This is a genomic window from Halochromatium glycolicum (assembly GCF_016584085.1).
Lineage (GTDB): Bacteria > Pseudomonadota > Gammaproteobacteria > Chromatiales > Chromatiaceae > Lamprobacter > Lamprobacter glycolicus.
The window spans coordinates 46,343-60,580 of sequence record NZ_NRSJ01000002.1 but is presented as its reverse complement, the minus strand read 5'-3'; the positions used below and the strand labels follow the sequence as shown (position 1 = coordinate 60,580).

Sequence of the window (14,238 nt, the reverse complement as noted above, 5' to 3'; positions counted from 1 at the left end):
GAACGCGAGAAACGTGGTCAACCATGATTGGCCAGATCGGTGTAGAGCGCCCAATACTGTTGCATGATCGCATCACGAGAGAAGTCGCGCTCGACCCGCTCGCGGCCGCGCCGCGCGAGCGAACTCCCCAGTCCGGGATCGTTCAATACCTTTTCGATGCCCTTCGCCAAGGCCACCGAATCGGTGCAAGGGACTCGCCAAGCGTCTTCACCATGACGGGTGATCTCAAGGGCACCGCGACAAGCCGTCGTTACCAGCGGCCGGGAATGTGCCCATGCCTCTAGGATCACATTTCCGAGCGTCTCCGATTCGAGCGATGGGAACACCACTAGATCCGCAAGCTGCAGATAGGCATCCGCATCGGACCGCCAGCCGAGCCAGAGGATGCGATCGGCGACATCGCTTGCCTCAGCCTGGCTCCTCAGCGCGGCCTCCAGCGGCCCCTCACCGAGCAGCAATAGCCGCCATGGCCGCCCGTCAATCTCTGTCGGCAAACGTGCAAGCGCATCAATAAGATAATGATGCCCCTTAAAGGTAACGAAACGCCCCAGTGCGAGCAGCGCCCATTCATCCTCGATCAAGCCGAGATCCTGCCGAAGCCGCTCGCGCTCTATCAGCGCGAGCTCCGGCGCCGGATCAACGAAGTTATAGATCTGATGGACCCTGGAAGACGGCAGGCCCTGAGCAACCATCCAATCGCAGAGCTGACGCGTATTCCCGACCCACGCATCCGCGTGCCGATAAGGGCCGAGCCGATAGTAGCCACCGAGCCGCGCAACATGCAGCGGCCGCGGTCGCCCAAGTTGATGCGGCTGGGTCAAACGGGTCGCCCGACCCATATAGGTTTGGACGATCTGGGGTTTGACGCGGCGCATGAGCCGAGTCGCGTCCATCCGCGAGATCGGATCCCAGACCGTGCGGAATGGTAAGCGATAGCAAGGCAATTGCGCACCGATACCTTCGCGACGTGCCTGGTCGATCCCGCTGCCGGAACGGATGCCCATTGCAGCCGGCGCCCGACAATCTGCCAACGCGTCACAGAAACGTTGAAACCAACGCTCCGCTCCACCAAGCCCCTTGCTACCAATCAACTGGAGGCTCGAAGGCCAGCCCAGTTCGCGCCAATCGCTCACGCCCGAACCTCCCCGACGAGTTCTCGATATACCCCTAGATTCCCACCGACCATCGTCTCGATCGAGAACAGGCGCCGCACCCGGGCCGCGCCAGCTTGCCCGAACTGCCGGCCCAACCTTTCATCGGCGAGTATCAAGCGAACCGCCCGCTGCAGCGAGTCGGCATCACCAGGCGGCACCAGAAGACCGGTTTCGCCATCCTCAACGGCCTCCGGTATGCCGCCAGCCCGGCTCGCTACCACCGGCACTCCGGCCGCCGCCGCCTGCAGCAAGGAAACCCCGAGCCCCTCCATCAACGCTGGATGCACCAGCAGACTCAGGCAGGGGAAGATCTCAGCCATGTCGTCGCGGAAACCCATCAGATGGACATGGTCGACAAGCCCCTTTTGGGCGACCTGTCGTTTTAACGCCTGTTCAAGCGTCCCCTGCCCAAGAAACAAGACATGAAGGTACGGCTGACCCGCCAACAGCGACGGCAGCGCCTGCAGCAGCACAGCGTGCCCCTTACGCTCAATAAGCTGCGCAACCACACCGATCATTACCGCCCCTCTGGGAAGGCCGAGCCGATCAGTGATGACCGCATGCCGGCACGGCTGCGCGAATCGTCCCGCATCGACCGCACTGCGCACCAGCCGCAGCTTCGACGCTGGCAACCCTTCCGCGCGCAGTATCTGCGCGATCCCTTCGGAGATCGCGATCACCCGATCGTGCAGCCGATACTTGAGCGCGACCAGCCAGCGCGGCTCCGGGTTATCGACCCTGCGGGTATGGACCACGGGCACACCAGCCAACCTTGACGCGATGCCGCCCATCACATCCGCACCGATCCGGCTGTGCAGATGCACGAGATCCGGCTGTAGCCGACGAATCAGCCGATAGAGCCGGGGGATCAGCGCCAGGTCCAGATCGCCGCCCATCGGCATCCCGTGGACCTGAGCGAATGGCTCTGCCCGCAGCGCGAGATCGCAGCCGCGCCGGCAAGCGAGGTGATTCTCGATTCCGCGAGCGGAAAGCCCCTCCAATAGATAGAGCACCTGTTGGGCGCCACCATAGAGGTGCGCCCCGCCCTCGACGTGCAGCGCCCTCATGCTCGATTCGCCGATTGATCGGCCAAGTCGTCGCGATCAATGGGCTTAACAAGACCGGCCCGCTCATCGAGATCGGCCAAGGTCGCCATCACCTCATCCACCTCGATGTCACGCATGCAGCTGAACGCGCCGTCGCAGGTCGGCCGCCTCCGACAGGGCGAGCAATCACGCCGATGGTAGAGCACGCGAGCATTGGCAGTGCCGGTCTCGGTATAGGGGCAGGTCGAGCCGAACAGCAGGACCGTCGGACGCTCGAAGGCGATCCCCATATGACTGAGGCCGGTATCAACACCGACCAGCAGCCGCGCGCGCTCGATCAGCGCAGCGGCGGTGAGCAGTGAGGTCTGCCCGACCAGATTGATGATCCGGCCGCCTGCCAATGTCGTGATCTCGGCCGCCGCAACGCAATCGCCGGGCCCGCCCAGCATCAGGGTCGGCAGGCCGAACCGCTGCCGGATCTGCGCGGCGAGCGTCGGCCAACGCTCGGCCAGCCAGTGCTTCTGCGCACGCGTCGTAAAGGGGCAGATCACCGCAAAGCCAGACGCCAGCCCCTGCTCGCCGATCAACGCCTCGGCGGCGGCCGCAGCCTCTTGTCCCGGATAGAGTGCGAGCCGGAAACGATCGGTCGGCAGGGCCAATGACTGCGCGAGGTGATGATATTCGGAGCTGATCTGTGCGCGATCAGGCCCGCGGTCCAGGACACGGGTCATCAGTAACGATCCGCCCTCACGCGACCCGAGGCCGATGCGCTCCGAGGCGCCAGACAGCCATGCTGGCAGGGCGCTCTTGAGCAGACCTTGCAGGTCCAGCGCGAGATCGAAACGCCGCGCACGAAGCGCCCGCCTCGCCGCCCGCAGCTCCTTCAGCAATTGCATGAACCGACGCTTCCGCCACAGATCGCGCCAGTGGGGAAGCGGCCATGGGATGATCTCATCGAGGTCTGGATGGTGCTGAAGCAACGGCGCACAATCGGGCTGCGCCAACCAGGCGATAGAGGCCTGCGGCCAGCGCTGGCGGACAGTCGCGATCAACGGCGAAGCGAAGACAATATCCCCGATCGCACTGAGACGGATCAGCAGGATACGCTCTGGCTGCCGCTGGCCTGCGCCCACTTTCATCGCAGCGATGGGCTTCCCCCTCCCCGATAGAGGCTGAAGCTCAGCGCGGCACCGGCCAGAAGCGACCAATAGCCACGGAAGTCCTGGTTCACCATTCGGAAGTTGAAGTGGCTCCAGAACGCCAGGTATAGCAGGGCCAGCCCCAGGAACCAGCCGAGATCAGCGCTCAGCTCCCCGCGCTGGACCAACCGATAGAGCCCCAGGAGGAGCAGCACCGCGACCGCCAGCCAGAGCCCGAGACCGATCAGGCCGAGCTGGACCATCAGCTCGAGATAGCTATTGTGCAGATGCTTGAGCACGCTCCCGTCGGGCTCTGGATAGAGTAGGCCCGGCTCATTACTGTCCGCCATCAATGGCCGGCTTGCCCCCGGCCCCCAGCCAAACCAGGGGCGTTCCTGCCATCGCTCTAGGCCGAGCACCAGCGCATGCCAGCGCAGGGTCAGCGAAGTGATCTCGTCGGTCAGGAGCTCACCCTCTAGGAGCTGATCGACGACCGCCCGTTCCTCATTCAACCGATCGACGATCTCATTCGAGTTCAGGCCGATCAAGAGCAACAGGGCAGCCAAGACAGCCGCGATCTTCGCACGCGGCAACGCTCCGCCGCGCCGGCGCTGCCGCAACCACCAAACGCCGACACCGATCAGCGTGACCAGCACCAACGACAGCCAGCTCCCCCGCGCCTGGCTCAGGACCACGCCTTCGGCCACCACGAGGGTCGCAAACGTCCATGGCAAGAGCGCCCACCAGCGCAGACGGCCGGCCGAGTCATACCAGCAGCGCCGGCGCAATATCACCAGCCCAAGTAATGCGGTACCGGCGAACAGGGCATAGGCGAGGGTCGGAAAACCGAATCCCGGACGCGAATCGGCAAAGGCGGCTGGGCTTTGAATCAGCAGCGCCCAGTCTGTACGCCAGATCATCCCGAGGAGCAAGCCGATTAGGCTGGTCAACAGCAGCCTGAGCACGAGGCGCTGATCCCCCCGCAGCGCATAGGCAACTGGCACGAACACAACGATCTGCGCCCAGCTCCAGGCCGTGCCCCAGCGTAGCCCCGGATCATCGACAACAAGCCGAGGAATACCGGCCTGTACCAGACAGTAAAGCGCAAAGGACAGGGCCAGCCAGACCGCCGGATGGGTTGGTACAGGGTGACGAACGATCATCGCCGCAGCCATCCAAACCCAGACCAATGCCAAGCCGCCCCCAACCCCGACCGGTACCAGAAACAGGCTCAGCGCGAGGAGGTAGAGCGTACCGATCCGGAGCGTTTCGAGCCAGCTGGGCGTCAAAAGGGCATTCAGGGTGTTCACGCGAAGGGACAGCAAGCGCTTGGTGGGTCGGATACATGACGAGGCGCCGCTCTTCGGGCCCGGACAGCGGAGCGGCGCTCCTGTACTATGCGACGCCATCGTCACAGAAGCGCAAATGTTAACCGAGATCGCCATCCTGAGCCCGATCGGGCGAAACGCCGGCCGCGCCCACGGCGGCATCACACCAGTGGTGACGTCGCTGGCAGCCGCGCTCGACGCGGCAGGCCGAACGGTCGAGCTGGTCACCTTCTCTGCCGGTGATCCACGACATGCGTTGCCGCATCTCTCCACCGAAGTCAGGCTCCACAACCTCGGCGCAGGGGGTCGTCGCCAGCACAAGCGACGCCTAGGACGGTACCTTGAGCAGCGACGGCCAATAGCGCTTCTAGCCGCCGGGCATCGCGCGAACCTGCTCGCCGCAGGCTACGCCGGCGGACAGGCGCGCATCGTGCTGAGCGTGCACAATGCGGTGTCGCCCGGACTCTCGCGATTGAATCCCCTCAGGCGCTGGCTGCGGCTGCACGCATTGAATCGGTCCTACCCGCGCGCGGATGCGATCGTCTGCGTCTCCAACGGTGTGGCCGACGATCTCGGCCAGCTGGCTCCGGCAACCCGACCGAAGATCAAGACACTCCACAACCCGATTGCGACAGCCGATCATGACAGCGACGCCCCGCTGCACCCTTGGCTCACCGATGGTTCGGGGCCGGTGATCCTGGGTGCCGGGCGGTTGGCGGCGCAAAAGGACTTTGCGACCCTGATCCAAGCCTTTGCCGGCCTTGAGCACAACCCGCAGGCTCGACTGCTGATCCTCGGAGAGGGTCCTGACCGTGATGCACTGCTGACACTCGCCACCGAGCTCGGAGTCGCCGACCGGGTCGCCCTGCCCGGCTTCGTTCCCAATCCCCGCACTCACATGGCGGCAGCGGCGCTGTTCGTGCTGTCCTCGCGTTGGGAGGGATTCGGCAATGTGCTGGTCGAGGCCATGGCCATGGGAACACCGGTGGTTGCAACGGATTGCCCTAGCGGCCCCAATGAGATCCTCGATGACGGAAGATTCGGTCAGCTGGTCGCAGTCGGTGATCGTCGCGCGTTGCGCGACGCCATTGCGGAAACCCTTGTCGCCGAGATCGACCCGAGGCCGCTGCGCGAACGGGCCGCAGAATTCTCACCCGAATTGGTTGCTGAACGTTATCTAAAGCTGTTGTTACCCGAAGGTCATCGATGACTCACGCAAGCCCGAAACTGGCCATGATCGGTTTCCGTTCCGGTGCGGGCGGAATCGGACGGGTCATGACAACCTTGATCAACGGATTGCTCGCACGCAGCATTGCGGTTGACCTACTGATCCCATCCAGAGACCACCCCGACCTTGAGGCAATTGACGACAAGGTCGGTCTTTTTGAGATCGACGTAGCCGATCGAGCCGCTGCGAGCCGATTGCTGAAGGGGTATCTTGAAGATAATAGCCCCCAGGCCATCCTCAGCAATAAGGATCAATCGAATCTTCTCTTGAAACGCAACCTGATAGGAGCAGGACGTCCACTCACTGCGTTCCGGGTCGGCATCAATGTGCCGGAGAAGCTCAGGCACAACAGCCCTTTGACGGCATACTGGAAACAGCGAAGACTGAAGCGGCTTTATCTCGACGCTGATATACTGATTGGAAACTCGTCCGGGGTTAGCAATGCATTGGAGCGCATGCTTGGAGAAAATCGCACCCGAGTCACAACAAGACCGAAAATCACAACCATATGGAATCCGGTCGACCAAGAACGTATTACCCAGATGGCCGCGGAATCGACCTCTCATCCTTGGCTGACTGACAAGCATCAGCCAATCATCGTTGCCGTTGGCCGACTTGTGCGACAGAAGAATCACGCGCTCTTACTGCGCGCGTTCGCGCGGCTGACAAGAAAGATCGACGCACGGCTGATCATCTGCGGCACGGGACGCAAACGAGACAGGTTATCGGGACTATCCCAACAGTTGGGCATCGCCGACCGCGTCGACTTAGTCGGTTACCAGAAAAACCCATTCCCGTATATCGCGGCAGCAGACCTATTCGTTTGCTCATCGCGCTTCGAGGGCTCTAACAATGCGCTGATGGAGGCACTGACGCTCGGCACGCCCTGCGTATCCACCGACTGCCCAAGTGGGGCCCGAGATATTCTCGACAACGGCGAGCTCGGTGCTCTAGTACCGGTAAACGATCCGAACGCACTCGCGGCCGCCATGCAGTCGATGCTTCAACGGCCAACCGACCCGCAACGCTTGCGCGCAGGTGCTGAGCGATTTAACGCTGAGGCCAGCGCGGCACACTACGCTGACGTATTGGGGCTGCGGGCACCGTGATCCCAACTCAGACGAAGAGCGTTGAGCCCGTGTCGAGCGCACCAACTAGCCCTCGGATCGCGATCTTTGTCGCGACGTCCGGCCATAGTGGGGTCGATCGGATCATCAAGAACCTCGTTCTTCAGTTCGACGCTTGGGACCAACCGGTCGATCTGCTGGTGATCCGCGGACACGGTCCCTCAATCGCTGTGGACGGATTGCGATGCGCGCGGCGTATCGAGCTCGGCGCCGCTCATGTCAACACGGCCTTGCCCGGACTGATTCGCTATCTCCATCGGGAAAGGCCGGCAGCACTCCTGACCGACAAGGATCGAGTGAATCGCATTGCGATCATTGCGCGATCGCTTGCCAGCCCAGAGACCCAGCTCGTCGTCCGCCTGGGCACCACCGTGTCGGTGAACCTAGCGGATCGGGGTGTGCTTGAGCGCTGGACGCAGCGCAGATCAATGCGGAACCTCTACCCGCTGGCGGATCGCATCATCCTGCCGTCGGAGGACGCCGCCAACGACCTCAGCGCCTACACCGGCCTTGCCCGTTCCCAGATCCAGGTCGTGCGCAGTCCGGTCGTCAGCGATCAGATCGATCAGCTCGGCAAGGAGCCGCTCGACCACCCCTGGTTTCGCAAAGGCGAGCCACCCGTGGTCTTAGGCGTCGGTGAGCTTGGCTACCGCAAAGATTTCGCGACCCTCATTCGAGCCTTCGCTGAGGTTCGACGAACACGCCCATGTCGTTTGCTGATTCTCGGCCGCGGACGTCGGCGCGATGCATTGCTCACGCTCGCCGACGAGCTCGGCGTCGGCACGGATGTCGCCCTGCCAGGCTTTGTCGCGAATCCCTACCCATACCTGGCAAAGTCGGCGGTCTATGTTCTGAGCTCACGCTGGGAAGGCCTGCCGGTCGCACTCATCGAGGCGCTCGCCTGCGGCACGCCGGTGGTCGCAACCGACTGCCCAAGCGGACCCCGAGAGGTATTGGACGACACTGGAGCAGGCATCCTGGTTCCGGTCGGCGCCGTGCCTGCGATGGCAGCAGCCATCTCGGCACAATTCGATCGGCCCGCGGAGCGGGCTAGTCTGATGCAGCTCATCGAGCCCTACCGCATTCCTGAGAGCGCAGCGGCTTATCTGAAGGTACTTGGTGTCCCGGCGCCGGCGTCAACCGGCTCTAGCTCATGACAGTTGCGGCTCTGCTCCACGTCGGCTATCACAAGACCGGCAGCACCTGGTTCCAGAAACAGCTCTATCCGTATACCCAAAGCCACTGCTACATCCCGCGGCGCCCGGTGCAGGAGGCGCTGTTGATGGAGAGGGCATTCGACTTCGATCCGGATCGGGCGCGCGACATCCTGACCGGAGCGTCAGATAGCAGCCCACTGATCATCTGCGAAGAAGAGTTGAGCGGTAACCCCCACTCCGCCGGGATGTATGGTGCCTTCTCAAAGGTGGTTTCCGAGCGACTGCAGTCGACGTTTCCCGACAGCGAGGTAATCATCTTTATCCGCAATCAGGTCGACATGACCGCGGCGCTTTACCGACACTATCTGCGCGAGGGCGGCACGCATAGTCCGCGGCGTTACCTGTGCCCAGATCGCTGGCGCAACGACGTGCGCCGCCACCCGTTCAAGTATCCGGTCTTCTCGCTGGGATTTCTCGACTACCGGGGGCTGACCCAGCATTATCGCCGGCTATTCGGTGATTCTCGGGTCCATATCTTCGCCTTCGAGCTGTTCCGCGATGACCCTCGATCATTCGTCGCCGCCTTCGTTGAGCGGTTCGGCATCAAGGTTGACATCACCCGGTTAGACTATCGCCCGAGCAACCAAGGGCTGAGCCGCAACGCCATGGTCGCTGCGCGTATCCTCAACCACCTGACCTACCGAAGCGTACTCGACAAGCGCTGGATCGGACCGCTCATCTCCAACAAGATCCGTAGCAACCTCCCGCTCTGGCTCAGCCGCTCTCCGCTGAGCGGTCCGCGCCAGTCGGCCCCTGATCTGCTCGGCGCGCGCTTGGTGGCGGAGATCGAGGAGCACTTCGCCACCCCCAACCATGAGCTTGCCCAACAGACCGGTTTACCGCTCAAGGCGCTGGGCTATCCGATGATGGCTTGAGCACAAGTCGGTTGAATGGAACCCCAAGCCGCTCTGTGCCGCGCCCTGCCACAGGGATTGTCAATCACGTCTCAACAATCGCCCCTCAATCACGCCGCTCCATCAATCCCGCTTCTACGTTTTCCAGTAAGGCAAGCGATATGGACAACGATCAGGCCTTCCGCCCAACCTTGCGCACCGCTTCGGGTGAAAAACGCGGTCTCGACACGACAGTGTTCCTGATCGGAGGAGCGCTCGCGTACTTCATGCTCAACGCCGTCCTGCTCGGTCTCGTCTCGAGCACCGCGGAGTGGGATCACGCCGAGCAGCTTCTGCTCGGCCAGGTCTGGCAGCTCGGCTACAACAGCCAGCCGCCGCTCTACACCTGGATCGTCAAGGCCCTGTTCCTGCTGACCGGGCCGAGCCTGGCCGTCCTGCTCGCGCTCAAGGCGCTGCTGCTGACGCTGCTGGTCGCGGCGGTGGCGCTGATCGGCCGCGAGCTGAAGCTGTCACCGGCGCAACAGTGGATCGCCGTTCTGGGCTTGGCGCTGATCCCGCAGATCGTCTGGGAGGATCAGCGCAACTTCACGCACACCGTGCTCGCCGTCACCGTCGCGGCCTGGACCCTGTTTCAGCTGCTGCGGCTGCGGCGCGCGCCAAGCATCGGGCATTATCTGCTGCTCGGCCTGCTGCTCGGCCTCGGCGCCCTTAGCAAGTACAACTACGGCCTGTTCGCGGCCGGCCTAGGGCTCGCGGCGTTGTCCCTGCCCGCCTTTCGCGCCGTCCTCTGGTCCGCACGGGCGCTTTTGACCCTTGGCCTCGCCGGCGCGCTGCTGCTGCCGCACCTGGTCTGGGTCGGCGGCCATCTCAGCAAGGCCCAAGTCGGCTTTCAGAAGCTCGAGATGGGCGCGGGACTCGGCTTCGCTGGACTCTCGGAGCTCGGGGCCGGCATCCTCGCGAGCCTCGGCGCGTTATTGCTGCTCGCGATGCTCGTCGTCCGGCCCCAGCACATCCGCCAGCATATCCTCCAGCGCATCCGCCAACGCGACACCGAGCCCGGCGTTGCGCTGCTGCTCCGAGGCTGGATCGCGATGCTGCTGCTCGCCTTGTTGATGATCCTGACGACCGGCGCCCGCGACTTCCAGGAGCATTGGCTGCAGCCGTTGACCTTCTTCGTTCCCTTGCTGCTCGCGTGCTGGGCCGAGCCAGGCGCGGGTCGCGGCTTCCAGGTCTTTCGCAGCATCGCCTTGGTCGTGCTGCTCGGGGTCAGCATCGCGCTGCCGGGTCAGGCGCTGCTCGCCAATCCCGAGCGGCCCTCGCGGCTCAACCTTCCCTATGCCGAGCTGGCCGCCCAGATCCGGGCCGAGATCGGCGCCCCCGAGGTCATCGTCGCCCCCTCCGATCCGCTGGCCGGGAACCTACGATTGCATTTCCCTGACGCACGGGTGCTGTCCCAGCGCAATCCGTTCGCGGCGCCTGAGCAGGCCAGCCAATGGCTGATCGTCAGCGAGCAGCCATTGCAACCGGATTCCCGGTTCATGCGCTGGCTCACCGCCGAGCTCGGCCTGAACCGGCTGGCCCCATCCCGCCAGGTCAGCGCTCCGCTGCACTGGATGCCGGATCAAGCGCACCGGCTTTACTGGACGCTCGGCGACCCGGAAGCACGGCGGCCCTGAACCCGGCCCGAAACCCGTTTCATCCGCCCTGCCGCCTACCTCCGGACAGAACGCGCCGGCAAACGCCCCCAACAGCCCCAACGCGACCGCCGAGCCAACCGCACGCGCGATCTCCGTTATACTCCGCCGCCTCACGCGGCCTTGCCGCACCGGCCTTTGGTCACAGAGACGATTGCGAGCGCGATGGCGGTCGACATCCTTGGCATCTCGGCGTTCTATCACGACAGCGCGGCCTGCCTGCTGCGCGATGGTGAACTCGTCGCGGCTGCCCAACAGGAGCGCTTCTCGCGCGCCAAGCACGATGCCCGCTTCCCGGCCGATGCGATCCGCTACTGCCTCGACGCGGCCGGCATCCGCCTCGCCGCGCTCGACCGGGTCGTCTTCTACGACAAGCCGTTGATCAAGTTCGAGCGCCTGCTCGAGACCTATCTCGCCTATGCGCCGCGCGGCCTGCGCTCCTTCATCACCGCGATGCCGATCTGGCTCAAGGAGAAGCTGTTCCTGAAGGACCTGCTCAAGCAGGAGCTCGCCACCCTCGGCGGCATTGAGGTCGCAGCCTTGCCGCCGCTGCTGTTCACCGAGCACCATCAGGCGCATGCCGCCTCGGCCTTCTTCGCCAGCCCGTTCGCGCGCGCCGCGGTGCTCTGCCTGGATGGCGTCGGCGAATGGGCGACCACCAGCGCCTGGCTCGGCGACGGCAACCGGCTGACGCCACAGTGGGAGATCCGCTTCCCGCATTCGCTCGGGCTGCTCTACTCGGCCTTCACCTACTTCGCCGGCTTCAAGGTCAACTCCGGCGAGTACAAGCTGATGGGGCTCGCGCCCTACGGCGCGCCGCGCTATGCGGATCTGATCCGTGAGCATCTGATCGACCTCAAGGACGACGGCAGTTTCCGGATGGACATGCGCTATTTCAACTACGCCAACGGGCTGACGATGACCAGCCGCGCCTTCGCGCGCCTGTTCGGCGGACCGCCGCGCCAGCCGGAGGCGCCGATCACCCAGCGCGAGATGGACCTGGCAAGCTCGGTGCAAGTGGTCACCGAGGAGATCGTGCTGCGCCTCGCCCGCACCCTGCGGCGCGAGCTCGATACCGACCGGCTCTGTCTCGCCGGCGGGGTCGCGCTGAACTGCGTCGCCAACGGCCGGCTGCAGCGCGAAGGGCCGTTCACGGAGCTTTGGGTTCAGCCCGCGGCCGGTGATGCCGGCGGCGCGCTCGGCGCAGCGCTCGCGGCCTGGCATCAATACCTGGATCAACCTCGCAACGGTGCCGAGCACGACCGGATGCAGGGCAGCTTCCTCGGTCCGCGGTACAGCAACGCCGAGATCGAGGCCTTCTTGCATGAGCGGCAGGCGCCGTTCAGCGCGCTCGACGATCCGGCCTTGATGGCGACGCTCGCCGAGCTGCTCGCCGACGGTCAGGTGATCGGCTGGTTCCAGGGCCGGATGGAGTTCGGGCCGCGCGCGCTCGGGGCGCGCTCGATCCTCGGCGACCCGCGCAACCCAAGGATGCAGTCGGTGATGAACCTGAAGATCAAGTATCGCGAGTCGTTCCGCCCATTCGCGCCAGCGGTGCTCGCCGAGCAGGTCGGCGACTGGTTCGCGCAGGCGGCGCCGAGTCCTTACATGCTGATCGTCGCGCCGGTGGCCGCGTCCAAGCGCACCGAGGCCAGCGCGGCCGAGCAGCGGTTGACGGGTCTCGAGCAGCTACAGATCACCCGCTCGCAGGTGCCGGCGATCACCCATGTCGATCACTCGGCGCGCCTCCAGACGGTCCACCGCGAGACCAACCCGCGCTTCCACCATTTGATCTCGGCCTTCGCCGAGCGCACCGGCGTACCGCTGCTGGTCAATACCTCGTTCAACGTGCGCGGGGAGCCGATCGTCTGCTCGCCGGCGGATGCCTACCGCTGCTTCCTGCGCACCGAGATGGACTACCTGGTCATGGAGAACTGTCTGCTCGCCAAGTCCGAGCAGCCGGCGCACGCGCAGGACCCGAGCTGGCAGCACGAGTACGCGTTGGACTGACACCGAACGCGAGCCCCGAGGCCCACAGCAAGACTTAGCCCATGCATCCGATCCCCGACCTGGACCGCGCCGGTCTGCGCCGCTTCGCGCTCAGCACGGCCGTACTCCTCGTCCTGCTGTTCGCACTGCTGCTGCCCTGGCTGTTCGACACCGCCTGGCCGCGCTGGCCCTGGGCGGTGGCGGCCGTGCTCGCGCTCTGGGGTCTGCTGGCGCCGCGAACGCTGCGGCCGCTCTATCGCGGCTGGATGCGCTTCGGGCTCGTCATGAGCCGGATCACGACCCCGCTGATCCTCGGCTTGGTCTATTGCGCCCTGTTCGTGCCGGCCGGCTGGATCATGCGCCTGAGCGGCCACGACCCGATGCAGCGGCGCCTCGACCCGGATGCCGAGACCTACCGCACCCAGAGCCAAATCCAACCACCGAGCTCAATGGAGCGGCCGTACTGATGCGTGATCTCCTCAAAGACCTCTGGGGCTTCATGCGCGAGCGCAAGAAGTTCTGGCTGGCCCCGATCATCCTGGTGATGCTGCTGCTGGGCGGGCTGATCGTGCTCGCGCAGGGCTCCGCCGTCGCCCCGTTCCTCTACACCCTGTTCTGAGACCGACCCTGCTCGATGCGCACCCGACCGCTGCTGCTGGCCGCCATCCTGTTCGTTGCGTTCGCCGATCTCTGGCTCGCGTTCCCGCAGCTCGATCTCGCCGTCGCGGCGCTGTTCGCGGCGCCGGAGGGCGGCTTCGCGGCCCGGGGAACGCCCTGGGAGCAGCTCGTCTATGGCTCGATCGACAAGGCCTTGATTGGCATCGGCAGCGGCCTGATCGCCGCTTGGGCCTGGAGCCGTTCACGGCGCCGACCGGCGCCGCGGGTCACTGGCCGCCGGCTCGCCTTCCTGCTGCTGTTGCTCGCGTTGGTGCCCGGCCTGGTCGTCAATCAGGTCCTGAAGGAGCACTGGGGACGGGCGCGCCCGGTCCAGCTCGAGCAGTTCGGCGGCAGCAAGCAGTTCACCCCGGCGTTCGTGCTCTCGGATCAGGGTGGTGGGTCGTTCTCGTCGGGCCATGTCGCGGCCGCCGCCTGGCTGGTCGCGGTCGCGGCTGTCCTGTCCGGAGCGCGCTCCGGATGGACGCTCGCTGCAGTCGGTTATCTGCTCGCGACGGCACTGGCGCGGATCGCGGCCGGCGGCCATTTCCTGAGCGATGCGGTCACCTCAATATTGCTGGTTTGGCTTGGTTATCTGCTGCTGCGGCGTTTCCTCGACCCGCATTCACCACCCATCGCAGATCGCGACGGGGAGAGGCTGTGAACGCCATGCCGCAGCAAGCAAGGCAAGCGAACCGCGGCTTGACCATCAGCGGAGACCTCGATGATCTTCAGCCGTACTCAGCGAAGACGCGCACCCTGACCACTTGCCCAGACGCTGCTCGTTCTTCATTCTGGCTAGCGATCG

13 protein-coding genes are annotated in these 14,238 nt (G+C 64.7%); 9 read left to right on the top strand and 4 right to left on the bottom strand.

What is annotated here, in order from left to right:
- Window positions 1–17: 17 nt before the first annotated feature.
- The 4 genes from CKO40_RS01525 to CKO40_RS01510 are packed head-to-tail and all read right to left on the bottom strand — an operon-like array spanning window position 18 to window position 4,649.
- Complete coding sequence (locus CKO40_RS01525) at window positions 18–1,133, bottom strand: glycosyltransferase (RefSeq protein ID WP_338074093.1); 1,116 nt, start codon at window positions 1,131–1,133, stop codon at window positions 18–20.
- Complete coding sequence (locus CKO40_RS01520; protein ID WP_200344083.1) at window positions 1,130–2,221, bottom strand: glycosyltransferase; 1,092 nt, start codon at window positions 2,219–2,221, stop codon at window positions 1,130–1,132. The genes CKO40_RS01525 and CKO40_RS01520 overlap by 4 nt, the downstream gene beginning before the upstream one ends.
- On the bottom strand, window positions 2,218–3,339 hold the full coding sequence (gene waaF, locus CKO40_RS01515; protein ID WP_200344081.1) for a lipopolysaccharide heptosyltransferase II: 1,122 nt from the start codon (window positions 3,337–3,339) through the stop codon (window positions 2,218–2,220). The genes CKO40_RS01520 and waaF overlap by 4 nt, the downstream gene beginning before the upstream one ends.
- Window positions 3,336–4,649: an O-antigen ligase family protein gene (locus CKO40_RS01510; RefSeq protein ID WP_200344079.1), complete on the bottom strand. Its 1,314-nt coding sequence runs from the start codon at window positions 4,647–4,649 to the stop codon at window positions 3,336–3,338. Before CKO40_RS01510 ends, waaF begins: the two co-directional genes overlap by 4 nt.
- A gap of 115 nt (window positions 4,650–4,764) precedes the next feature.
- On the opposite strand from CKO40_RS01510, the gene CKO40_RS01505 reads away from it, so the two are divergent.
- The 9 genes from CKO40_RS01505 to CKO40_RS01465 all read left to right on the top strand — a co-directional run bounded on the left by CKO40_RS01505 (window position 4,765) and on the right by CKO40_RS01465 (window position 14,094).
- Window positions 4,765–5,877 (top strand): glycosyltransferase, encoded by a 1,113-nt coding sequence (locus CKO40_RS01505; protein ID WP_200344077.1) that lies wholly within the window; start codon window positions 4,765–4,767, stop codon window positions 5,875–5,877.
- The gene (locus tag CKO40_RS01500; RefSeq protein ID WP_200344075.1) at window positions 5,874–7,004 is read left to right on the top strand and encodes a glycosyltransferase; all 1,131 of its coding nucleotides are present in this window, start codon (window positions 5,874–5,876) and stop codon (window positions 7,002–7,004) included. The genes CKO40_RS01505 and CKO40_RS01500 overlap by 4 nt, the downstream gene beginning before the upstream one ends.
- Window positions 7,005–7,033: 29 nt before the next feature.
- Window positions 7,034–8,179 (top strand): glycosyltransferase, encoded by a 1,146-nt coding sequence (locus tag CKO40_RS01495; RefSeq protein ID WP_200344073.1) that lies wholly within the window; start codon window positions 7,034–7,036, stop codon window positions 8,177–8,179.
- Window positions 8,176–9,114 (top strand): hypothetical protein, encoded by a 939-nt coding sequence (locus CKO40_RS01490; RefSeq protein WP_200344071.1) that lies wholly within the window; start codon window positions 8,176–8,178, stop codon window positions 9,112–9,114. Before CKO40_RS01495 ends, CKO40_RS01490 begins: the two co-directional genes overlap by 4 nt.
- A 140-nt stretch (window positions 9,115–9,254) precedes the next feature.
- The gene (locus CKO40_RS01485) at window positions 9,255–10,769 is read left to right on the top strand and encodes a glycosyltransferase family 39 protein (protein WP_200344069.1); all 1,515 of its coding nucleotides are present in this window, start codon (window positions 9,255–9,257) and stop codon (window positions 10,767–10,769) included.
- A 183-nt stretch (window positions 10,770–10,952) separates the two neighbouring features.
- On the top strand, window positions 10,953–12,797 hold the full coding sequence (locus tag CKO40_RS01480) for a carbamoyltransferase family protein (RefSeq protein WP_200344067.1): 1,845 nt from the start codon (window positions 10,953–10,955) through the stop codon (window positions 12,795–12,797).
- A gap of 41 nt (window positions 12,798–12,838) precedes the next feature.
- Window positions 12,839–13,243: an SxtJ family membrane protein gene (locus CKO40_RS01475; protein ID WP_200344065.1), complete on the top strand. Its 405-nt coding sequence runs from the start codon at window positions 12,839–12,841 to the stop codon at window positions 13,241–13,243.
- Window positions 13,243–13,395, top strand: coding sequence for a DUF5989 family protein (locus CKO40_RS01470; protein ID WP_200344063.1), 153 nt, complete (start codon window positions 13,243–13,245; stop codon window positions 13,393–13,395). The genes CKO40_RS01475 and CKO40_RS01470 overlap by 1 nt, the downstream gene beginning before the upstream one ends.
- 15 nt (window positions 13,396–13,410) lie before the next feature.
- The gene (locus tag CKO40_RS01465) at window positions 13,411–14,094 is read left to right on the top strand and encodes a phosphatase PAP2 family protein (RefSeq protein WP_200344061.1); all 684 of its coding nucleotides are present in this window, start codon (window positions 13,411–13,413) and stop codon (window positions 14,092–14,094) included.
- The last annotated feature ends 144 nt before the right edge of the window (window positions 14,095–14,238 follow it).

Bases quoted from the DNA above. Each gene is read 5' to 3' on its own strand.
- CKO40_RS01520 (WP_200344083.1), bottom strand. From the start codon at position 2,221: ATGAGGGCGCTGCACGTCGAGGGCGGGGCGCACCTCTATGGTGGCGCC.
- waaF (WP_200344081.1), bottom strand. From the start codon at position 3,339: ATGAAAGTGGGCGCAGGCCAGCGGCAGCCAGAGCGTATCCTGCTGATC.
- CKO40_RS01505 (WP_200344077.1), top strand. From the start codon at position 4,765: ATGTTAACCGAGATCGCCATCCTGAGCCCGATCGGGCGAAACGCCGGC.
- CKO40_RS01500 (WP_200344075.1), top strand. From the start codon at position 5,874: ATGACTCACGCAAGCCCGAAACTGGCCATGATCGGTTTCCGTTCCGGT.
- CKO40_RS01490 (WP_200344071.1), top strand. From the start codon at position 8,176: ATGACAGTTGCGGCTCTGCTCCACGTCGGCTATCACAAGACCGGCAGC.
- CKO40_RS01485 (WP_200344069.1), top strand. From the start codon at position 9,255: ATGGACAACGATCAGGCCTTCCGCCCAACCTTGCGCACCGCTTCGGGT.
- CKO40_RS01480 (WP_200344067.1), top strand. From the start codon at position 10,953: ATGGCGGTCGACATCCTTGGCATCTCGGCGTTCTATCACGACAGCGCG.
- CKO40_RS01475 (WP_200344065.1), top strand. From the start codon at position 12,839: ATGCATCCGATCCCCGACCTGGACCGCGCCGGTCTGCGCCGCTTCGCG.
- CKO40_RS01470 (WP_200344063.1), top strand. From the start codon at position 13,243: ATGCGTGATCTCCTCAAAGACCTCTGGGGCTTCATGCGCGAGCGCAAG.
- CKO40_RS01465 (WP_200344061.1), top strand. From the start codon at position 13,411: ATGCGCACCCGACCGCTGCTGCTGGCCGCCATCCTGTTCGTTGCGTTC.